The 20,252-nt window shown below is 69.5% G+C and carries 19 protein-coding genes; 15 read left to right on the top strand and 4 right to left on the bottom strand.

Features of this window, described 5'->3' with window-relative positions:
• Positions 1–20: 20 nt before the first annotated feature.
• The 5 genes from Q9R19_RS02080 to Q9R19_RS02100 all read left to right on the top strand — a co-directional run bounded on the left by Q9R19_RS02080 (position 21) and on the right by Q9R19_RS02100 (position 6,537).
• Positions 21–494, top strand: coding sequence for a hypothetical protein (locus tag Q9R19_RS02080; RefSeq protein ID WP_311254689.1), 474 nt, complete (start codon positions 21–23; stop codon positions 492–494).
• Positions 491–3,349, top strand: a complete 2,859-nt coding sequence (locus tag Q9R19_RS02085; protein WP_311254690.1) for a glycosyltransferase — start codon at positions 491–493, stop codon at positions 3,347–3,349. Before Q9R19_RS02080 ends, Q9R19_RS02085 begins: the two co-directional genes overlap by 4 nt.
• Positions 3,350–3,502: 153 nt before the next feature.
• Positions 3,503–4,288, top strand: a complete 786-nt coding sequence (locus tag Q9R19_RS02090) for an acyltransferase (protein WP_311254691.1) — start codon at positions 3,503–3,505, stop codon at positions 4,286–4,288.
• A gap of 69 nt (positions 4,289–4,357) precedes the next feature.
• Positions 4,358–5,464, top strand: coding sequence for a hypothetical protein (locus Q9R19_RS02095; RefSeq protein ID WP_311254692.1), 1,107 nt, complete (start codon positions 4,358–4,360; stop codon positions 5,462–5,464).
• Entirely contained in the window at positions 5,461–6,537 is a 1,077-nt protein-coding gene (locus Q9R19_RS02100; protein WP_311254693.1) for a glycosyltransferase, read from the top strand. Before Q9R19_RS02095 ends, Q9R19_RS02100 begins: the two co-directional genes overlap by 4 nt.
• A gap of 9 nt (positions 6,538–6,546) precedes the next feature.
• On the opposite strand, the gene Q9R19_RS02105 is transcribed toward Q9R19_RS02100, so the two are convergent.
• The 4 genes from Q9R19_RS02105 to Q9R19_RS02120 form a co-directional block, all read right to left on the bottom strand.
• Positions 6,547–8,274, bottom strand: coding sequence for an alginate lyase family protein (locus Q9R19_RS02105; protein ID WP_311254694.1), 1,728 nt, complete (start codon positions 8,272–8,274; stop codon positions 6,547–6,549).
• 90 nt (positions 8,275–8,364) lie between these two features.
• Positions 8,365–9,714, bottom strand: a complete 1,350-nt coding sequence (locus tag Q9R19_RS02110; protein WP_311254695.1) for a hypothetical protein — start codon at positions 9,712–9,714, stop codon at positions 8,365–8,367.
• Between the two features lie 276 nt (positions 9,715–9,990).
• A complete protein-coding gene (locus tag Q9R19_RS02115; RefSeq protein ID WP_311254696.1) occupies positions 9,991–10,959 on the bottom strand; it encodes a glycosyltransferase family 1 protein in 969 nt (322 codons plus the stop codon).
• Positions 10,956–12,134, bottom strand: coding sequence for a glycosyltransferase (locus Q9R19_RS02120; RefSeq protein ID WP_311254697.1), 1,179 nt, complete (start codon positions 12,132–12,134; stop codon positions 10,956–10,958). The genes Q9R19_RS02115 and Q9R19_RS02120 overlap by 4 nt, the downstream gene beginning before the upstream one ends.
• Before the next feature lie 106 nt (positions 12,135–12,240).
• Here Q9R19_RS02120 and glmS point away from each other — a divergent pair, with 106 nt between their 5' ends.
• The 10 genes from glmS (at position 12,241) to Q9R19_RS02170 (ending at position 20,038) form a co-directional block, all read left to right on the top strand.
• A complete protein-coding gene (glmS, locus tag Q9R19_RS02125) occupies positions 12,241–14,091 on the top strand; it encodes a glutamine--fructose-6-phosphate transaminase (isomerizing) (RefSeq protein WP_311254698.1) in 1,851 nt (616 codons plus the stop codon).
• A gap of 147 nt (positions 14,092–14,238) precedes the next feature.
• Positions 14,239–14,604, top strand: a complete 366-nt coding sequence (locus tag Q9R19_RS02130; protein WP_311254699.1) for a metalloregulator ArsR/SmtB family transcription factor — start codon at positions 14,239–14,241, stop codon at positions 14,602–14,604.
• Positions 14,601–15,092, top strand: a complete 492-nt coding sequence (locus Q9R19_RS02135) for an SRPBCC domain-containing protein (RefSeq protein ID WP_292700503.1) — start codon at positions 14,601–14,603, stop codon at positions 15,090–15,092. The genes Q9R19_RS02130 and Q9R19_RS02135 overlap by 4 nt, the downstream gene beginning before the upstream one ends.
• Before the next feature lie 158 nt (positions 15,093–15,250).
• Positions 15,251–15,613, top strand: coding sequence for a holo-ACP synthase (locus Q9R19_RS02140; RefSeq protein WP_311254700.1), 363 nt, complete (start codon positions 15,251–15,253; stop codon positions 15,611–15,613).
• Positions 15,614–15,642: 29 nt separating this feature from the next.
• On the top strand, positions 15,643–16,749 hold the full coding sequence (gene alr, locus Q9R19_RS02145) for an alanine racemase (protein WP_311254701.1): 1,107 nt from the start codon (positions 15,643–15,645) through the stop codon (positions 16,747–16,749).
• A complete protein-coding gene (gene tsaE, locus Q9R19_RS02150) occupies positions 16,746–17,228 on the top strand; it encodes a tRNA (adenosine(37)-N6)-threonylcarbamoyltransferase complex ATPase subunit type 1 TsaE (protein ID WP_311254702.1) in 483 nt (160 codons plus the stop codon). The genes alr and tsaE overlap by 4 nt, the downstream gene beginning before the upstream one ends.
• 179 nt (positions 17,229–17,407) lie before the next feature.
• Positions 17,408–17,980: a tRNA (adenosine(37)-N6)-threonylcarbamoyltransferase complex dimerization subunit type 1 TsaB gene (gene tsaB, locus Q9R19_RS02155; RefSeq protein WP_311254703.1), complete on the top strand. Its 573-nt coding sequence runs from the start codon at positions 17,408–17,410 to the stop codon at positions 17,978–17,980.
• Positions 17,977–18,540: a ribosomal protein S18-alanine N-acetyltransferase gene (gene rimI, locus Q9R19_RS02160; protein WP_311254704.1), complete on the top strand. Its 564-nt coding sequence runs from the start codon at positions 17,977–17,979 to the stop codon at positions 18,538–18,540. Before tsaB ends, rimI begins: the two co-directional genes overlap by 4 nt.
• Positions 18,537–19,601 carry a tRNA (adenosine(37)-N6)-threonylcarbamoyltransferase complex transferase subunit TsaD gene (tsaD, locus tag Q9R19_RS02165; protein ID WP_311254705.1) on the top strand — a complete coding sequence of 355 codons (1,065 nt, stop codon included), beginning with the start codon at positions 18,537–18,539 and terminating at the stop codon, positions 19,599–19,601. Before rimI ends, tsaD begins: the two co-directional genes overlap by 4 nt.
• A complete protein-coding gene (locus Q9R19_RS02170) occupies positions 19,598–20,038 on the top strand; it encodes a hypothetical protein (protein WP_311254706.1) in 441 nt (146 codons plus the stop codon). Before tsaD ends, Q9R19_RS02170 begins: the two co-directional genes overlap by 4 nt.
• The last annotated feature ends 214 nt before the right edge of the window (positions 20,039–20,252 follow it).

The raw sequence follows: 20,252 nt of genomic DNA on the forward strand, positions 1-20,252 counted from the left end.
GGATACTCTGGCTATCGGAGTTGACCCAGATGGAAAGGCGCGAAGTGCGAGCATTGACGCGAGCGGAGCTGGTTGCCGGCGCGGTGGTCGCAGTGCTCGCGGTAGCGGGTGCCGTGTCGGCGTTGAGTGGGAGCTGGAAATGGGCGCTCGCGCTGCTGTGCCTGCTCGTTGCATCGATCGGCCTCTTCCTCGTCGCATGCCGTGTGGCGTCGCGTCGGCGCAGTGACCTCATCGTCCGCAAGATCGATCGGATCGAGGCGGACCTGCGTGGGGTGTCGAGCATGATGACTCGCAGCGCTGAACGATTGCGCACGCTCGACATGCGGAGTGCGGATCTCGGCGAGCAGGCCGGAGCACAATCCCGGCAGCTGGAAGCCGGCTTCGCCGACGTTCGAGGGATCGCCGAACGAGCTCAGCACATCGCCCGCGATCTGTACGATCTGCGCCTCGTGCTTGACGATCTCCAGGTGCACGGTCGGCAGGAGGAGGGATGACGAGCTTTCCTCAGCCTCACAGGGATGACCTGCTGATCCGCCTTCACGAGAACACGATCGAGACCGAGCGCTTCGACGAAGACGGAGTTGAGGCTGAGCGGCTTGCGCTGTATCGATCGCCGCTCCTCTCCGATGAGCAACTCGTGCGCGCGGCCGCTGAACTCGGCTCGACATGGGCGCTGCTGGCGCTGGTCGACCGGGCGGCTGACGGTGACTTCGATTGGGAGGACCTGCGCCGCGAGATCATCGCGCATGGCGATCGTCCGCGCGTGCGGGAGCCGTTTCTCGACCGCATCCCGCTCACACGCCTGTGGGCCATCACGCAGGCGATGGGTGGGACGACGGACGAGGTGGCGACGATCAGCGCCGGGGCGTCTTTCATAGCTCACAGAGCACTCGCCGGCGATCGCTTTCCGAGCGAGGATCGCGACGCGCTGGCGGCGTTGCTCACACAGGTCGGCCGGCGCCAGCTGGCTGAACGACTGTCCGGCGGTGCAGCGCCTGCGGGGTCGCCTGCCGGACGGGTGGGTGTGGCCGCGCATGCCGGGAAGCCGTCACGTCGCGTCGAAGTCGAGAACCAGCCGCCGGAAACCGAATATGACGTCCTGGTCATCGCCGACTGGTCGAGCGCGGCCATGGCGACGTCATTCGGCGAGCAGGTGGCAAGGGAACTTGCGGCGACCGCCGCTTCCGGATTGCGTGTGGCGATCCTGCAGCGCGAGTCGATTGCCCAGCCCCGTGCGCTTCAACCCGCTGAGGCGGTGGCACGACTGGTCGAGGAGGGTGTCGTCGCCCAGATCACGGACCAGACCGCGGCGATCGCGGGCCTCGTCGTGGTACGGCACGCCGGAGCGGCGCAAGGCCACTCGATGGCGCGTCTTCACATCGATGCGGCGCGTGTTGTCGTGATCGACGACCCGTCGTCGGGCGACATGCGAGCACGAACCTTCGCTCGGGCGGACGTCGACGACACTGTTCGCGGCTGGTTCGGCGATCGGAAGCCGGACTGGCTGAGGGTCGTACCCTCGCCCGCGACGGCACCGCAGGCGCGGCAGGTGGCGACAAGAGGACGTGCAGACGTCGATGATGCGCAGGCTCCGGTGCTGTCGATCGTCATGCCGGTCTACAACGTCGCTCCGTTCCTCGAAGCGGCGATCGTCTCGGTGCTGTACCAGGAGTTCCAGGACTTCGAACTGATCGTCGTCGACGACGCCTCGACGGACGAGTCCGCCCGGATCATCGACATGTACGCCTCGCTGGATCGGCGCGTGCGCGTGGTGGCTCTCGCGCAGAACACGATCGGCGGCGCCGGCATCCCGAGCAACATCGGCATCAGGCACGCCAGAGGCCGGTATCTCGGCTTCGCCGACAGTGACGATATCGTCACGCGCGGCGGGTTCGCGCGGATGATCGAGGCTGCCGATCGGGCGGATGCCGACGTCGTCATCGGAGGATTCGCGACCTTCCGAGACGATCTGCGCATCGTCGAACCGGCGTACGATCACGGTCGCGCCGTCGGGGTGCCACGCGGTGCCGTGATCTCCGCCGCCAGCCATCCGAGCCTGCTGCAGATGTCTCCCGTGCCATGGCGCAAGCTCTACCGCCGATCCTTCATCGAAGAATTCGCGATCGAATACCCTGAGGGCGACTACTTCTACGAGGACAATCCACTGCACTGGACGGTGCTCGCGCTTGCACAGAGCGTCGTGCTCATCGACGATCGGGTCAGCCTGCACCGACTCGGACGCGCAGGACAGACGATGGCTTCGGCTGAGCACAGGAAGGCTTCCTACGCTCATCACTTCACCACGGCGTTGCGTGCCGTCCTCGCCGTCCACGCCGAAGGGCGAGAAGCGCTGCTCGATGCCTTCGTCGAGAGATTGGCGGCGTCGCAGTGGGTGGTGCGTCAGCAGACGCACCCGGCAGCGCGCGCGATGATCGCGAAGCGGTTCGCTGCTCTGTTCGATCGCGTGGAAGCCGCCGGCGGCGTCGTCCCGAAGGCGCTGCAGGAAACCGTCAACGCCTACCGGTCAGGCTATCCGCATCGCGACGTCACCGTCGTCATCCCGGTACCGGACGGCGCCGGTCGGCTTCGACGTACCCTCGAACCGGTCCTTGCCACCATCGGCCTCAGCATTGATGTGCTCCTTGTGGACCAGGCAGCGACTGGCGAGACCGCCGAGTTGCTCAGAGACTATGCACGCCGCCACGCGAACGTTCACGTCTTCGAGCAGGGACGCGACGGGACCGGACGCGCATGGAACTCGGTGATTCCCCTGATCACGGGTCGCTACGCCCTGTTCCTCGAGTCCGGGGACGTCGTGGAGCCGACTGCCTTGCGCGCCGCCGCCGAGCGTGCGTCCAGTGAGCGCGCTGACCTCCTGCTCGGACGGCACCGCTTCAAGAAGTCGAGCGCCGAGTATGCGGCGCATGCCGCTGAGTGGCGAAGCCTGGCTGCATCGCAGACTGACGACGAGCGCCGTGTGCTGTCGGCGCAGATCGGAGCGGATGAGACCGCCCGGTTGGTTCGAACGGAGCTGCTGCAGGATGCCAACATGTTCTTCGGCGGGATCGGCGTCTTCGACGAGCTGCCATTCCATTGGCAGAGCCTCGCGAACGCCGAGAGCATCATCATCGCGGAGAAGCCCTTCCTCACCCGCAAGAACTCTGTGCGGCGACGCGAAGCTCGGCGCAGGGAGGAAGCTGATCCTGATTCGGTGAGGCAACTCCTCGACCTGATCGACGCTCGCCTTCAGGGCCTGTATCACTGGAGTGCGCTCCGCGAACCGTGGAGGGCAGCCGCCACGCAGATCATGGCCCATCAGCAACGAGGGCTCGATGACGAACAGCGGTGAGCGCTCGTCAACATGGTCTCGGCAACGGCAGCGTCCGGGTGACGTGGTGCGCCACTGCCCCCGTAGAATGGCCGCGCGCCGTCTCACCAACCTCCCGCGTGTCGGCGCCCGCCGACGCAGGCGGGTCACCATCGCAGTTTGGAGAGCGTCCTCATGAGTGCCGTCAGAACCCTCGAGCCCTATCGCGACGACAGGGGCAATGAGATCATCTACGAGGGCGAACCCCGTCGCGAACATGTCAGCGTTCGATTCGCCGGTGACAACAATCGTCTGTACGTCGCGGAGAATGCCAAGATCGTCTCCCTGAGCGTGGATTTCGCGGGCGATGGCGGGCAGGTCGAGATACTTCCCACTTCACGGCCACGAACCGGTCTGCGACTGAGTCTCCGCATCGGGCACAGTTCCAAGATCCACATCGGCGAGAACGTCGGCACGACCAATCGTGCATTCATTTCTGCCGTTGAGGGCGCAGAAGTGCGGATCGGGTACGACTGCATGATCGCCACCGGCGTCGAGATCCGCACTGACGATGCTCATCCGATCTACGGTGTGCGCACGGGAAAGCGCATCAACCCATCGGAGTCGATCGAGATCCGCGATCATGTCTGGATTGCCAAGAACGCTGTCATCATGGGCGGAGTCACCATCGGCACTGGATCTGTTGTCGGCTTCGGCAGCATCGTGACACGAAATGTGCCGAACAACAGCATCGCTGCGGGAGCGCCAGCTCGGGTCGTCAAACGACACATCGCCTGGGAGCGGCCTGTGTTGCGAACCCGGCGACCTGGGCAGGTTGTGCCCGCAGCGAACGAGAAGAACGCGGAGTACTGGAACCTGACCGAGGAGACGACGCCGGACGTCGTTCCCGTCGAGCGTCAACTGCGGCGCGGCTTCGCACAGTGGTTCACTCCGCGCCGGCAGCAGCGAAGCAAGCGCTGACCGCACCGTCGACAGCGCAATGAGTCCCCGGTGCGCGGCCCGGATGCCGCATCCCAGTAGATTGGGCTGATGCGAAGCGGGAAGGTCGGCAGACGAGTGCACACTCACAGACCCACCCGCACGTTCGTCTCTCTGACCGGTCCGGAGGGCAACATCGGCGACGCGCTCATCCGGCGCGGAACGCTCGAGTGGGCACTCGGAACCTCCGACGAGCTTGTCGTCTACACCGGCGCCGGCCCCGACGTGTGGCTTCGCCAGCTGGGCGTGCCCGACGAGGCCGTGGTGCTGCGCTCCAAGCGCAGCGTGCCGCGGTGGCTGTGGATGCTGCTGACCGCGCCACAGCATCCTGTGCTCGTGTTCGAGGCGGGGGAGGTGCCGCTGGATCGCGGCAACGTGCTGCGCGAACTCGTCTTTCTCGCCGAGACCGTGCTCGTACGGCTGAAACGCGGCGTGGTCGTGCGACCTCCTCGCGGCATCCGCGCGCCCACCGACCCCGCCACCTGGCTGCATGCGCGCGCCGCGCGACTGTCGCAGATCGCTCTGTGGCGAGACGCCAAGAGCGCTGCGCTCGCGGGCGGCAGCACGATCGCACCCGACATCGGATTCGCCGCCAGACCTGCCGCCGACGCGCCGAACGCAGCCCGCGACGAACTGATCGTGAGCCTTCGCGGCGCGCGCCCCATGCCGAACGTCGAGTGGATGCAGGCGATCCGCCGCACGGCCGAAGCCGAGCACCTGCGCATTCGCACGGTCGTGCAGGTGCGCGAGGACGAACAGCGCGCCCGCGAGCTCGCCGATGCGCTCGGCGGTGAATTCACGCCGTGGGGCGACACCGACGCCGTGGCACAGGAAGCCCGCCTGCGCGCGCACTACGGCCGCGCCCGACTGGTGGTCAGCGACCGCATGCACGTGCTCGTGCTCGCCGCGATCGACGGCGCCGCTCCCGCCGAGCTGGTGCCCGCCCCCACGCAGAAGATCTCAGAAGCCTTCGCAGCCATCGGCATCCGAGGGATCTCTCACGACGCCGCAACGGGCGATGCGGAGCAGCTGCAGCAGTTCCTTCGCGCGCAGCTCGACCGCACATCAGAGCTCCGCGGCCACCTCACGGCCGCCCGGATGCGGCTGGCCGAGATCGAGCACCGGATGCGCGAGACGATCCGGGCGGCACGGGCATGACCGGTCTGACGCGCGTGCTCTTCCTGTCGCACAGTCACGCCTTCGGCTCGTTCCGGGTGGGGAGCCACCACTACGCCCGGGAACTCGCGCGCCGCGGCGCCGAGGTGGTGCACCTGTCCACGCCGATCTCGCGGGTGCACCGGTGGCTGCGCCGCGTCAGCGGTGAAGACGACAGGGCAGTCCCACGGGGAACGCATCGCGACGCCGACGGCGTGACCCATCTCGTCCCGCGCACCGTGCTCCCCGCCCCCTACGGGCGCTTCGAGGTCGCCCGCGAACTCGCCGACCACGGCATCGGTCTCGACTTCGACGCGGTGCTGATCGATCAGCCGCTGCTGTGGGACGAGTCGGTCCGGCAGCTGTCGAAGCGGCTCGTCTACCGCCCCACCGATCTGTACCCGTCGGGGGTGAAGCACCGCATCCAGCCGCGCATCGTCGCCGCAGCGGACGGGGTCGTCGCGACCTCGTCCGAGGTGCTGCGCGGGCTCGGCGGCATCCGTCGGCCGTCGCTCGTGATCGGCAACGGCGTCGATGTCGGGCATTTCACGGCGGCACAGGACGACTCCGATCCGCGGCCGCCGGTGTGCGTCTACGTCGGCGCCCTCGATGCGCGCTTCGACTGGGATCAGCTGATCAGGTGGGCCCGTGCCCGCGCCGACGTGCACTTCGTCGTCGCCGGCCCGTCACCGCAGCCGCCGGTCGCTCTGCCGTCGAACGTGGAGCTGGTGGGCGCCGTGTCGTATGACGACCTGCCCTCGCTGCTGCACAGTGCGCGCGTCGGCCTGCTGCCGCTGTCCGACGACCCCCTCAATGCCGGGCGCAGTCCGATGAAGCTCTACGAGTACCTCGCCGCCGGACTGGCCGTCCTCGCGCGCGAGACGCCGGTGATCCGTGCGGACGAGAGCACGGGCATCCACACGTACTCGGACGCCGACGACGGCAGCGAGTCGCTGGAGCAGGCGCTGGCGCACGCATCACCGAACCGTGACGGGGAGACTCGCGCGATGGCTGAGTCGTGGGCGGCGAAGACGGATCAGCTCGTCGACTTCATCCTGGACCTGCCGCGCCGCTGACGAACGCGCTCACTCCACCGGCTGACCGGCGCGGGGGTGCGGCAACGCCGGCACGCCACGCCGTCGTCGCCGCACCAGCGCCCGCACCGCCAGCACGATGGCCAGCAGCGAGGCGAACACGCCGATCACAGCGAAGACCGACGTCACCACCGCCAGGGTGGTGAGCGCTCCTGCCGAAGAGGCCACAAGCGGAGCGGGGGTGATCGTCGGCGTGGGCGTCGCGGTCGGCGTCGGCGTAGGCGTAGGAGTCGGTGTCGGCGTGGGCGTCGCGGTCGGCTTCGGCTTGGCCTTGGGCAGCTTGGGGATGTAGAGCGTGCTGGCCAGGTGATGCGTCACCGCCTCCCATGTCGTCACATTGCCGGCGTAGTTGTCGACGGCGCGATGCTCGGCGATGAACTGCTTCACCGGATTGCTGCCCGATTTCGGCTTCGGGTAGCCGGGGATCGAGATGGCAGGCAGCTTCACGCCCTTGCGGACGGCATAGGCGTTGTAGAACGTGTCGACCGGCAGCTCGGCGAGCGAGACATCGGTGCTGAGATCGGTCGCTCCGCCGCAGAACCCGCGCGGCCACCCGCGGGATTCGAAGCCCTGCGCGATCTGCACCGTGTAGAGCACCCCGGCGATGATGCGCTTCTGCTGCTCTCCGTACAGGTCGTCGCCCTGAATCCATGCGGTCTCGGCCGTGTTGATGATCCCGCCGAGTCCCATCGAGGCGTGCTCGAAGTCTCGGCAGGACTCCTGGTTCTGCCCGTTCTGGAACTGGACGCCGGGGTTCGGCATCGGGGTTCTCTGGCAGGCCTTCACCTTGTCGTCCACCCACTGGCACATCAGGTCCTCCGGCGTCCGGAAGCTGCCGGCGGCGCTCGCCGGGGGCGTGGGCAGCTTGCCGTCGCTCGACACGTAGATGTACGCCTTCGTCCGCTCCCGCCACATGCTCAGCGCATGGTTGTAGAGGTCACGATCATCGAGGAAGACAGCGATGCTGATCAGGCCCTCGGCGGCCGAGAGCTTCCAGTTGCCGTTGTTCCGTCCGTAGTCGAAGGTCGTGAGTGTCGGGACGAACACCTTGCGCAGCATCTTGCTGAACGCGTCGACGTCGAACTCGTGCTTGGGTGACTTCGGGGCGTAGGTGTAGCGGATCAGCTCCGCAGCGCGCACCATCTGGCTCGCCTGCCAGGCGGTCATCAGGGGCCCGTTCGATCCGCCGTTCCCGCGGAAGTGCTTCGCGTACGCGTTGAGGATGGCCACGGCACGCTCGGCGTACGTCTGCTTTCCGGTGTACCAGTACATGAGCGCCTGCGCGTAGACCGCTCGGCTGTCGGCCCGCTGGTCGGAGCAGCCGACGCTGGGGTTCTGGTTGAACGATCCGCAGGCGGTGATCCGGCCGTGCGGGTCCGAGGCTCCCGCGGCGCCGAATCCTCGGAAGCTCGGCGCATCACGGGAGACGTAACGCGATGCGGCGAGCTTGGTGAAGTTGTCGTACCACGGCGCCTCTTTGGCGAGGATGTGCTGCTTCGTCGTCCGCAGATCGTCGAGGCTGAGGAATACGCCGGGATGCATGAACCCCGCCTTGGACACCACGGGCTGCAGGGTGTCCGGATTCGTCGCCGCCACAGCCTGATTCGCAGGAGACGCGACGACGACCGACGCCACCATGATCGCGGTGAGCAGCACGAAGGAGAACGCGCGGCGGATCAGCGCACGGTACGCCGTGCGCACCGATCGCCTGCTCGCCATGTTCGTCCTCCGCCGCCCCGCACGTGATCCTGTCGGCTATCCACTCTTGCCGACAACACGCGCTGCGCCAAACCGGAGCGCGAACGCAGGTTACTTGACCACGGATCTGGCGGCGCTGGTCTTGGCGACGGTCTTGTAGCCGGTCTTGGTGCCGGTGACGGTGACGGTGATCTTCTTGCCGGCGTCGGAGGCGGTGAGCCTATAGGTGGACTTGACGGCGCCGGTGATGCTGGCTCCGTTGCGCTTCCACCGGTAGTGCAGGGCGACGCCGGAGGGAGCCCACGTTCCGGCCTTGGCGGTGAGAGTCTTGCCGACCTTGGTCGTGCCCGAGATCGTCGGCGTCGGCGTGGCCGTGAGCTTCAATGCCATGGACAGTTTGTAGGTCTTGCCCCACGTCGAATAGCTGTCACGCCCGCTCACGAGAAGGTACGTGCGTCCCGCTGGCAGAGTGATCGCCTGCGACCGCAGCTGCGCGCCGTTCCAGTCGCCCGCTTTCACGGGGACTTGGTACAGCACGGTGCCGTTCTGGTCGAGCACGTTCACGTAGTAGGCGGTGCCGGTTCCCAGCCCGCTGGGGAAGGTCAGCGAGATCGTGGCTCGTCCGGCCTTGGGCACGTCGAACGCGTAGTAGTCGTCGTCGTAGTAGGTCGTCGTCAGGGAGGACCCGGCCACTGTCGCGCCCAGGGGGACGACATTCGCGCTCGCAGTCGAGCGGTTCGGCTCGGCTTCGGCGCGTGTGGCGGTCACAGTCATGGACAGCTTGTAGGTCTTGCCCCACGAGGCGTAGCTGTCGCGACCGCTGACTCCGATGTAGAACCGGCCAGCGGGCAGGTATGTGGCCAGCGACTTGAGTGCGGCGCCGTTCCAGTCGCCCGCTTTTACGGGGACCTGGTACAGCACGGTGCCGTTCTGGTCGAGCACGTTCACGTAGTAGGCGGTGCCGGTTCCCAGCCCGCTGGGGAAGGTCAGCGAGATCGTGGCTCGTCCGGCCTTGGGCACGTCGAACGCGTAGTAGTCGTCGTCGTAGTAGGTCGTCGTCAGGGAGGACCCGGCCACTGTCGCGCCCAGGGGGACGACATTCGCGCTCGCAGTCGAGCGGTTCGGCTCGGCTTCGGCGCGTGTGGCGGTCACAGTCATGGACAGCTTGTAGGTCTTGCCCCACGAGGCGTAGCTGTCGCGACCGCTGACTCCGATGTAGAACCGGCCAGCGGGCAGGTATGTGGCCAGCGACTTGAGTGCGGCGCCGTTCCAGTCGCCCGCTTTTACGGGGACCTGGTACAGCACGGTGCCGTTCTGGTCGAGCACGTTCACGTAGTAGGCGGTGCCGGTTCCCAGCCCGCTGGGGAAGGTCAGCGAGATCGTGGCTCGTCCGGCCTTGGGCACGTCGAACGCGTAGTAGTCGTCGTCGTAGTAGGTCGTCGTCAGGGACGATCCGGCCACTGTCGCGCCCAGAGGGACGGCATTCGCCCTTGAAACACTGCTGTTGGGCTCTGTCTCAGTGAGGCTTGTTGCGGCTGTCGCGGTGGACGCACCGGTCACCACAAGAACTGAGCCGATCAATGAAGCGATCGCGAGGATGGCGAGTCTGCGCAGGCCCGCAACCGGGCGCGACGAGTCGAGTTTCATGTTGTCCCCAGAAAGAATGCGGCCCGGTCAGATCCGGCCCAGCGGCCAAATACTATTGGGCGCAGTCGAGCCCGCACAAGCATTTGTTTTTCACCCCAGCGCGCCCTCCAGCACGTCGGAGATGATCCCGGCGGTGCGGTCCCAGTCGTGGGCACCGTGCGGCGGCTCCACGCGTCGCCGTGACGCCGACGCGAGGGTCAGCGCGGCCGCCCACTCCTCGGCATCCGTGGCCGAATCGAGGGCCCACCCGCGGTCGCCGACCACCTCGGCCACCGCCTCGCAGCCGCGCCAGAAGATCACGGGCACGCCGCAGGCGACCGACTCGAGCGCCGGCAGGCCGAACCCCTCGATCGTCGAGGGCATCACCGTCGCGGCGGCCCCGCGGTACAGCGCGGCCAGGCGCTCGTCGTCCACGCCGTGCAGCCACTGCACGCGCTCGCCGACACCCAGCGCCACAGCGCGGGCGGTCGCCGCCTCGATCTCGGCGGCCGGCAGCACCGCCCGCAGCCGCACCTGCGGCGCGAGCGCCAGCGCACGCAGCACCACCTGCAGGTTCTTGTGCCCGCGCAGGTTGCCGACGTACATCACGTACGGATCGACCGCAGCATGCGCTGGGCCCTGCAGGCTGAACGCCCGCGAGCATCCGTTTCCGGCATCCACCACCCGCACCGCGTCATCGCGCAGCCACTCGCGGATCTCCCGCGCAGAGGTCTGCGACACGGTCAGCACCACGCCCGCCCTGCGCACCGTGCGGCGCACCGGGCCGCGGTAGTACGCCTCGAACTTCGCGCGCGCGGGCCACGGCATCCGCAGCTGGATCAGGTCGTGCACCGTCAGCACCTGACGCGGCGCGCGCACCAGCGCACCGTAACCGGGCGAGTAGACCAGCGCGTCCTTCCCCACGCCGGGCAGCGCGCGGAACGCGTCCAGCGGCGCGTGCGCGGTGCCGCTGAGCCCCAGCGGGCGCCACGCGGGGCGCAGCCGCGGCAGCACCTCGCCGGCGTACCGGCCTATCCCGTGCGCGCCGCGGTAGCGGTCGTCGACGAACAGCTCCGTCATCGCCGGAACCCGCCATCCGAGGTGCGCGGGTGAGCATCCGCTCCGGTGTGCTCGGCCACCCACTGCGCGATCCGCGTCTCGAAGACGGGGGTGTCGAACTCGAATGCCCGCGCGACGCAGGCGTCGGATGCCGCACCCGCGGCCCGTTCCACGGCATCCGCCAGCTCGTCGCGACCCCACCCGGCCACCAGCGCACCGGTCACGCCGTCGATCACGGTCTCGGCGGTGCCGCCGACCGCGTTCGCCACCACCGGCGTGCCCGCGGCCATCGCCTCCACCGGCATGATGCCGAAATCCTCCACCGCGGGGAAGACCAGCGCGAGCGCGCGGCGGTACAGCTGCGCGAGCAGCGCCGGCGAGGGGTCGCGGATGAAGAGCACGTCGCCGTGCGCCTTCGCCGACTCGCGCAGCCGCGCCTCTTCCGGCCCGCTGCCGGCGAGCACGACCGGCAGTCCCGACGCTCGTCCGGCCTCGATCACCCGGTCGAGTCGCTTGTACGGCACGAACCGCGACACTCCGAGCAGGAACTGCGACGGGAGCGCGGCGAGCGCGGCGGCGTCGTCCGGATGCTGGGCGGCGGGATGCTGTGCGGCGGGATGCTGTGCTGTCGGATGGTGTGCTGCGGCAGCGACGATCCCGGAGACATCCACCGGCGGATGGATCACCGTCGCCTCCCGCTGCCACGTGTCGGCGATGCGCTGCGCCACGAAGGCGCTGTTCGCGGCGATCGCCACCGGCTCGGCGGCCCGTTGGCGATCGATCGGCTTCAGCAGCGACGACACGGCGCGCGCCGCGAGGCCCGAGCCGCGGCCGTCGAGTTCGGGCGTCCACACGTAGCGCGCCGGCGTGTGCGCGTACACGAGCTTGGGGGCCGTGCGGGCGGGGCCGGCGAAGCGGGCGTGGTGCGCGAACAGGTGGCTGCTGCAGAGCACCCAGTCGGCCTGGCGCTCGGGAAGGTGGCGCCACACGGCCGGCATGAACGGCAGCGCCGCGGCCTTGCTGTGCCGCAGTGGCGTGCGCGCCAGCATCGTCTCCTGCACGCCGGGGAACCGGCCGTCGCTGTCATCCCACAGGCAGAACCGCTCGGCGTCGGGGAAGACCCGCGCGAGCACCTCGAACACGTTCTCCGAGCCGCCGTGCCGTGCCAGCCATTCGTGCACCAGGATTCCTGACACGTCCCGCACCTCCCACGGTCCTGCAAATCCTCTCATGGTGCGGGCGTCACCGGCATCCGCCGTTCGTTCGGAACCCTCGCAAACTCGCGCGATTATTCTTTTCCTCATGTGTGGAATCGTCGGATACGTGGGCCCGCGGCCCAGCCAGGACATCCTTCTCGCGGGCCTGGCCCGCCTTGAGTACCGCGGCTACGACTCGGCCGGCATCGCCGTGATCGACTCCGAGGGCCAGCTCGGCATGCGCAAGAAGGCCGGCAAGCTGCAGGTGCTGCGCGACTCGCTCGCGGACGCCCCGCTCGCCGACGGCAGCACCGGCATCGGCCACACCCGCTGGGCCACGCACGGCGGCCCCACCGACGTCAACGCCCACCCGCACCTGGCCGACGAGGGGCGGCTGGCGCTGATCCACAACGGCATCATCGAGAACTTCGCCGCCCTGCGCGACGAGCTCACCGCCGAGGGCGTCACCTTCGTCAGCGAGACCGACTCCGAGGTGGCTGCAGCCCTGCTCGGCCGCGAGTACCGAGCATCCGGCGACCTGCAGGCGGCGTTCCGCAGCGTCGTCAACCGCCTGGAGGGCGCGTTCACGCTGCTGGCGGTGCACCAGGACGAGCCGGGCCTGGTCGTCGGCGCTCGCCGCAACTCGCCGCTGGTGATCGGCCTGGGCGAGGGCGAGAACTTCCTCGGTTCGGACGTGGCCGCGTTCGTCGAGCACACCCGCAGCGCGCTGGCGATCGGACAGGACCAGATCGTCGCGATCACCCCCGCGTCGGTCACCGTCACCACCTTCGACGGCGAGCCCGTCGACGCGCAGCCGTTCGAGGTCTCGTGGAATGCAGCCGCGGCCGAGAAGGGCGGCTGGTCGTCGTTCATGGCCAAGGAGGTGGCCGAGCAGCCCGAGGCCGTCGCCAACACCATCCGCGGCCGCATCCACGACGGCGAGGTCGTGATCCCCGAGCTCGACGGACTCGACGACCTGTTCACCGGCGTGAGGCGCGTGATCATCACCGCCTGCGGCACGGCATCCTACGCCGCACTCGTCGGCAAGTACGCGATCGAGCAGTGGGCGCGCGTGCCCGTCGACGTGGAGCTGGCCCACGAGTTGCGCTACCGCGACCCGGTGATCGGCTCCGAGACCCTGGTGGTCTCGATCAGCCAGTCCGGGGAGACCATGGACACCCTGATGGCCGTCAAGTACGCGCGTGAGCGCGGCGCCAGGACGCTGTCGATCTGCAACACGCAGGGTGCGACCATTCCGCGCGAATCGGATGCCGTCGTCTACACGCACGCCGGGCCCGAGGTCGCCGTCGCCTCCACCAAGGCGTTCTCCGCCCAGATCACCGCGCTGCTGCTGCTCGGACTGCACATGGGGCGCGTGCGCGGCACGGTCTCGGCATCCGACTCGCGTGCCGCCGTCGCCGAGCTGCAGTCGCTCTCGGCGAAGGTCGCCCAGGTGCTGGCCGAGGAGAGCGAGCACGTCTCGCAGCTGGCCGGCTGGATGGCCGACACCCGCTCGGTGCTGTTCCTGGGCCGCCACGTCGGATTCCCGATCGCGCTCGAGGGCGCGCTCAAGCTGAAGGAGATCTCGTACATCCACGCCGAGGGCTTCGCCGCCGGCGAGCTGAAGCACGGCCCGATCGCCCTGATCGAGCCCGGCCAGCCCGTGTTCGTGCTGGTGCCCTCGCCGCGCCACTCCGCGCTGATCCACTCCAAGGTGGTCTCGAACATCCAGGAGATCCGCGCCCGCGGCGCCCGCGTGATCGTCGTCGCGGAGGAGGGCGACGCCGCCGTGCTGCCCTACGCCGACGAGGTCATCCGCATCCCGCTCGCCGAGCCGCTGTTCGAACCGCTGCTGTCGGTGGTGCCGCTGCAGATCTTCGCCATGGCGCTCGCCACCGCGAAGGGCCTGGACGTCGACCAGCCCCGCAACCTCGCGAAGTCGGTCACGGTGGAGTGAGCTGACCGCTCGGCTCGCTCGTTTCACTCCGGGGGCCGACACGCCAGATCTCGGACGTTCTCGCGGGAACGTCCGAGAAGGGGCGTGTCGGCCCCGATCCGCAACAGGCTCTTGCCGCATATAAGAAGCGACTTATATAGTGAGGTCGTGCATGAGTTCGAGGTTCTCGCGGATGCCGTCCGCCGGCGGCTGCTGAGCGTGCTCGCCCTGGGTGAGCAGCCGGCGGGGATGCTGACCGATATCGCCCGCGAGGAGTTCGGCATCTCGCAGCCGGCCGTCTCGCAGCACCTCAAGGTGCTGCGAGAGAACGGTTTCGCGACGGTGCGCGCCGAGGGGACGCGTCGTGTCTACGCGCTGGATCAGGCGGGGCTGGATGCCGCCGCCCGCGCGCTCGCGCGGCTGAGCGATCCGCTCGGCCAGCGTCTCGACGCCCTGCACACCGAGGTCGCGCGGGGACGCCGCGCGGCATCCGGGAAGAACAGCACGAAGATCACGGAGAGGAACGCATCATGAGCATCACCCGTCCCGTCATCGAGAAGCATCCGTCCGGCTTCCGGCTCGTCTACGAGGACGTCTACGCCACCGACATCGACGACCTCTGGCAGGCGATCACCACGCCAGATCGCCTCGGGCGCTGGATGGTCGACCTGACCGGCGAGTTCCGGCTCGGCGGCACCTGGGCGGTCGTCGCGGAGGGCGATGAGCCGTCCTGGGCGACCGGCACCGTCACCTCCTGCGACGCACCGCTCTCGTTCACCACCACCTGGCATGCCGTCGAGGAGGAGCCGACCGAATTGACCGTCACGCTCGACGAGGTCGCCGGCGGCACCCGCATGCGCCTGGTGCACACCGGCATCCGCTCGATCTTCTACGGTGCCGGATGGCAGACCTATCTCGAGCGCCTCGCCGCCCACGTCGCAGGCGAGGCCTTCGCCCACGAATGGGCTGCCCGGTTCGCGGAGCTCTCGCCGGAGTACGAGGCGCGGTTCGGGTCGCTCTGAGCTCGTTTCCCTTCGTCTGCAGGTCGGGGTGACGTTCCGGATGCCGGTTCGGTCGTTCTCGGCATCCGGACGTGCGACCCGGCCTGCGGACGGAAGAGCACGGCAGCGGAAGGGAGCCCCGGATGCCGGGCATCCGACGCCCCGAGTAGGCTGAACCGGTGATCATCGGCACCGGAATCGACCTCGTCGACGTCGCGCGGTTCGAGCGCTCGGTGACCCGCACTCCCCGGCTCCTGGCCCGTCTCTTCACACCGTCCGAGCAGCAGCTGCGCCTGCGTTCGCTGGCCGCCCGGTACGCCGCCAAGGAGGCACTGATCAAGGCGCTCGGCGGCAGCGACGGCGTGTACTGGACCGAGATCGAGATCGCCTCCGAGGCCTCCGGCCGTCCGCACTTCGTGCTGAGCGGCTCCACTGCGGCCGTCGTCGCCGAGCGCGGCATCACCGCCCTGCACCTGAGCCTCACCCACGACGCCGGCCTCGCCGCGGCGTACGTCATCGCCGAGAGGACGGACGCCGCATGAGCAGCCTCGCACGAGACAGGGACCTCCGCATGATCCGCACCTTCCCGTTCCGTCAGGCCACGATCGACCTCGGCGCGGTCGCCGAGAACGTCCGCCACCTGCGCAGCCTCACGGGCGTGCAGGTGATCGGCGTCGTCAAGGCGAACGGCTACGGGCACGGTGCCGCCGCCGTCGCCACGGCGGCGCTCGCCGGAGGCGCCTCGCGAATCGGCACGGCGACCCTGGAGGAGTCCTTCGCGCTGCGCCGCGCGGGCATCACCGCGCCGCTGATCGCCTGGCTGCACGAACCCGGCCGACGGTTCGATGACGCGGTCGAGGCCGAGATCGAGATCGGCGTCTCCTCGTTCGCGCAGCTGAACGCGGCATCCGAGGCCGGATCCCAGGCATCCGTCCACCTCAAAGTCGACACCGGGCTCTCCCGCAACGGCATCCCCACCGAGCAGCTCGAGCAGGTTCTGGCCGAAGCCGCCCGGCTGGAGCGCATCGGACGTATCCGCATCGTCGGGATCTTCAGTCATCTCTCCGGTGCGAGCCCCGACGACGACCGGGCGCAGCTCGCCCGGTACCAGGAGATCCTCGCGCAGGCCGAGTCCTTCGGCATCCGTCCGGAGATCCGTCACCTCGCCGCCACCGCAGGCGCCATCTCGCTGCCCGAGGCGCGACTCGACGCGGTGCGCGTGGGCCTCGGCATCTACGGACTCTCGCCCTTCGCCGACCGCACCTCGGCCGATCTGGGGCTGCGTCCGGCGATGAAGCTCAGCGCAGCTGTCGCGAACGTCCGCCGGGTCGCCGCCAGCACCGGCGTCTCGTACGACTACGCGTACCGCTGCGACCGCGACACCACGCTCGCGCTCGTGCCGCTCGGCTACGCCGACGGCGTGCCGCGTCAGGCATCCGGCCTCGGGCCGGTGCTGATCAACGGCCGCCCGCACACCGTCGCGGGCCGCATCGCCATGGACCAGTTCGTCGTCGACGTCGGCGACGAGCCCGTCGAGGTGGGCGACGAGGTGGTGCTGTTCGGCGACCCGACGCTCGGTCATCCGTCGGCGACGGACTGGGCGGACGCCGCGGGCACCATCAACTACGAGATCGTCACGCGCATCGGCGACCGCGTCCCCCGGCGGACCGTGTCATGAGCATCGATCCCGCGTTCCTGGGGCGGCACGAGATCGCCACCTCGGATGCCATGGAGCGGCTCGGCCTGCACATCGGCGAGCAGCTGCTGGCGGGCGACCTGCTCGTGCTGACCGGGCCGCTCGGAGCCGGAAAGACGACGTTCACGCGCGGGCTCGCCGAGGGGCTGGGCGTGCGCGGACCCGTGCAGAGCCCGACGTTCGTGATCGCGCGCACGCATCCCTCGCTGGTGGGCGGCGCGCCGCTGGTGCACGTGGACGCGTATCGGCTGGGCTCGGCCGCCGAGCTGGACGACCTGGACATCGACTTCGCGCGCTCGGTGGTGGTCATCGAGTGGGGCCGCGAGATGGCCCCGTCGGTGGCGGACGCGTGGTGGGACATCGAGCTGGAGCGCCCGGTGGGCGGGGACGACGGGCTGGCGGATGACGAGCTGGATGCCGACGCGCCTCGCTTCGTGACGATCGCGCGCGTCGAGCCCTGAGCTCGCGGGTCGCGGGGGCGGCGGTGTTCGCGGGTCGCGGCGTTCGCGGGTCGCGGTGTTCGCGGGGCCCACTTTGCGATCTCACCCGCGTGGAGGCCGCGATTCGGGACCCGCGAACGAGGGGGCACCATCGGCGAGCGCCGCACGCTGCCGCGGTGCGCGCCGACTAATCTGGAGGGGTGATCCTCGCCGTCGACACCTCCCTGGGCACGGCCGTCGCCGTCATCGACGCCGACGGGCGCACGGTCGCCGAGGCCTCGACGCCCGATCGGCTCGGACACGCCGAGGTCGTCGGAGATCTGCTCGCGCGGGTCGCGCGCCGGGGCATCAGCCACGTCGTCGCCGGCATGGGTCCCGGCCCGTTCACCGGCCTGCGCATCGGCATCGCCGCCGCACGCGCGTTCGCGCTCGGCCGCGGCATCCCGGTCATCCCCGTCCCCAGCCACTACGCGATCGCGCTCGATGCGGACGGCCCTGTCACCGTCGTCACCGACGCCCACCGTCGCGAGATCGCGGTGAGCGAGTTCGACGGGTCGGATGCCGACGGCATCCCGCACCTGGTGCGGCCCACCCGGCTGACGCGGCGCGGAGCCGAGCCGGTCCACGAATCCGCCGAGCTCTCGGCATCCGCTCTGGCCCGGGTCGGCGCCCGCGCCATCGCCGCAGGCCGCACGCTCGCGGATGCCGAGCCGCTCTACCTGCGCTCGCCGGATGTCGTGCTGCCCGGCCCGCCGAAGCGGGTGAGCGGATGACCCTGCGCACCGCCACGATCGACGACCTCGACGCGATCATGAGTCTCGAGCGCCGCAGCTTCCCGACCGACGCGTGGAGCGAGGCGACCATGCGGGCCGAGATCGCGAGTGACCACAATCACTACCTGGTCGACGAGCAGGACGGGAGCGTCGTCGGCTACGGCGGGCTGCGCGCGCTGCACGGAGGGGCGGACGCCGACATCCAGACCATCGCGCTCTCCGCGGAGGTGCGCGGACGGGGGCGCGGGCGCGCCCTGCTGCGCGCCCTGATCGCCGAGGCGGTCGCCCGCGGTGCGCGCGAGCTGTTCCTGGAGGTGCGCGCCGACAACCCGGTGGCCGAGGGGCTGTACCGCTCGGAGGGATTCACCGAGCTGGGACGGCGCCCGCGCTACTACCAGCCCGACGACGTGGATGCTGTGGTGATGCGGCTCGATCTGCGGTCGTGGGCGGCGCGGGAGGCGCAGGAGATCTCACGAAACGCAGGAGCGGATGCTGATATGCGTCCTGCAGATCATGCGAAGTCCTGCGATTCGCACGTGGAGCAGGAGGCCTCGGCATGAACAGCACCGAACCGCTCGTGCTCGGCATCGAGACCAGCTGCGACGAGACCGGGATCGGCATCGTGCGCGGTCGCACTCTGCTGTCGAACACGATCGCCTCGAGCATGGACGAGCACGCCCGCTACGGCGGCGTGGTGCCCGAGGTCGCGGCGCGCGCGCACCTGGAGGCGCTGCAGCCCTCGATCGAGCGCGCGCTCGCCGAGGCGCAGGTCGACCTGAACGACCTGGACGCCATCGCCGTCACGAGCGGACCGGGCCTGGCCGGCGCACTGATGGTCGGCGTGGGCGCGGCGAAGGGCCTGGCAGTCTCGCTGGACAAGCCGCTGTACGCCGTGAACCACCTGGTCGGGCACATCGCCGCGGACATCCTCGACGCCGATGCCGACCCCATCGAGTACCCCACGATCGCGCTGCTGGTCTCGGGCGGGCACACCTCGCTGCTGCACGTGCGCGATCTGACCACCGACGTCGAGCTGCTCGGCGAGACCATCGACGACGCCGCGGGCGAGGCCTTCGACAAGGTCGCGCGCCTGCTCGGGCTGCCGTATCCGGGCGGACCGCAGATCGACAAGGCGGCCGTCGACGGCGATCCGAAGGCCATCCGGTTCCCGCGCGGTCTGTCGAAGGCATCCGACCTGGAGAAGCACCGCTACGACTTCTCGTTCTCGGGACTGAAGACCGCCGTCGCCCGCTGGGTGGAGCGGGCCACCGAGGCAGGCGAGCCCATCCCCGTCGCCGACGTCGCTGCGAGCTTCCGCGAGGCGGTGGTCGACGTGCTCGTCACCAAGGCGCTCGCCGCCTGCGCCGACCGCGGCGTGCCGAGGCTGCTGCTGGGCGGGGGAGTGATCGCCAACCGCAGGCTGCGCGAGGTGGCGCTCGCGCGCGCTGCGGCGGCCGGCGTGACCGTGCGCATCCCGCCGCTGAGCCTGTGCACCGACAACGGTGCCATGATCGCAGGTCTGGCGGCGGAGCTGATCGCGAGCGGGCGCGGCCCGTCGACCCTCGCCTTCGGCGCCGACTCCACACTGCCGGTCACCGAGATCCAGGTGAGCCGAGCATGAGCGAGCCGCGCATCGAGGGACCGACTCCCGAGGTCGAGCGACCCGAGGGCGGCGCCGCGCTGCCGGGAGCGTCGAAGGGGTACGGCAGACTGCCCACGGCACCGGTTCCGGTGGACAGGACGGTGGAGGGCCCGGATGCCGAGCAGTTCGCCGGCGCCTGGGAGCCGACGGCCCAATCCGAGCACGGCCCGGCGGACGATGCCAAGCTCGCGCCGTGGGCGCTGCTCGCGGCGATCGTCGCCCTGGCCACGTCGATGTTCGTCGGGTGGGGGATTCCGGTGGCCGTCGTCGCCGTGATCGCCGGGATCATGTCGCTGCGTCGGCCGATCGAGAGCCGTGCGATGGCGACGTGGGCCCTGGTGCTCGGCCTCTGCGCGACTCTGTTCAGCTCGGGGTGGCTGATCTGGGCGACGATGCAGTTCGAGAAGCTGGGGTGATGGATGCTGGATGCCGGCGAGGCCGCACGACGACGTGAGCTTCAGCAGCGGGCCTTCCGGCCCGGCAGCGCGCTGACGGATGCCGAGGCCGTCGAGCTGCGGGATCTGAACGCCCGGAACTCGGTCGCTGAGCCCGTCGCTCGTGCTGAGCGAGCGCCAGCGAGTCGAAGTGAAGCGTCCCCCCGGGCCGACGGGGACTCCAGGAGTTGGGCCG

Source organism: Microbacterium sp. ARD32, from assembly GCF_031844385.1.
GTDB lineage: Bacteria > Actinomycetota > Actinomycetes > Actinomycetales > Microbacteriaceae > Microbacterium.

Excerpts from the sequence above, each read along its gene's own strand:
- Q9R19_RS02090 (WP_311254691.1), top strand. The coding sequence starts at position 3,503 with ATGAGTGCCGTCAGAACCCTCGAGCCCTATCGCGACGACAGGGGCAAT.
- tsaD (WP_311254705.1), top strand. The coding sequence starts at position 18,537 with ATGAACAGCACCGAACCGCTCGTGCTCGGCATCGAGACCAGCTGCGAC.
- Q9R19_RS02095 (WP_311254692.1), top strand. The coding sequence starts at position 4,358 with ATGCGAAGCGGGAAGGTCGGCAGACGAGTGCACACTCACAGACCCACC.
- Q9R19_RS02170 (WP_311254706.1), top strand. The coding sequence starts at position 19,598 with ATGAGCGAGCCGCGCATCGAGGGACCGACTCCCGAGGTCGAGCGACCC.
- alr (WP_311254701.1), top strand. The coding sequence starts at position 15,643 with ATGATCCGCACCTTCCCGTTCCGTCAGGCCACGATCGACCTCGGCGCG.
- glmS (WP_311254698.1), top strand. The coding sequence starts at position 12,241 with ATGTGTGGAATCGTCGGATACGTGGGCCCGCGGCCCAGCCAGGACATC.
- rimI (WP_311254704.1), top strand. The coding sequence starts at position 17,977 with ATGACCCTGCGCACCGCCACGATCGACGACCTCGACGCGATCATGAGT.
- tsaE (WP_311254702.1), top strand. The coding sequence starts at position 16,746 with ATGAGCATCGATCCCGCGTTCCTGGGGCGGCACGAGATCGCCACCTCG.
- Q9R19_RS02135 (WP_292700503.1), top strand. The coding sequence starts at position 14,601 with ATGAGCATCACCCGTCCCGTCATCGAGAAGCATCCGTCCGGCTTCCGG.
- Q9R19_RS02115 (WP_311254696.1), bottom strand. The coding sequence starts at position 10,959 with ATGACGGAGCTGTTCGTCGACGACCGCTACCGCGGCGCGCACGGGATA.
- Q9R19_RS02085 (WP_311254690.1), top strand. The coding sequence starts at position 491 with ATGACGAGCTTTCCTCAGCCTCACAGGGATGACCTGCTGATCCGCCTT.
- Q9R19_RS02105 (WP_311254694.1), bottom strand. The coding sequence starts at position 8,274 with ATGGCGAGCAGGCGATCGGTGCGCACGGCGTACCGTGCGCTGATCCGC.
- Q9R19_RS02100 (WP_311254693.1), top strand. The coding sequence starts at position 5,461 with ATGACCGGTCTGACGCGCGTGCTCTTCCTGTCGCACAGTCACGCCTTC.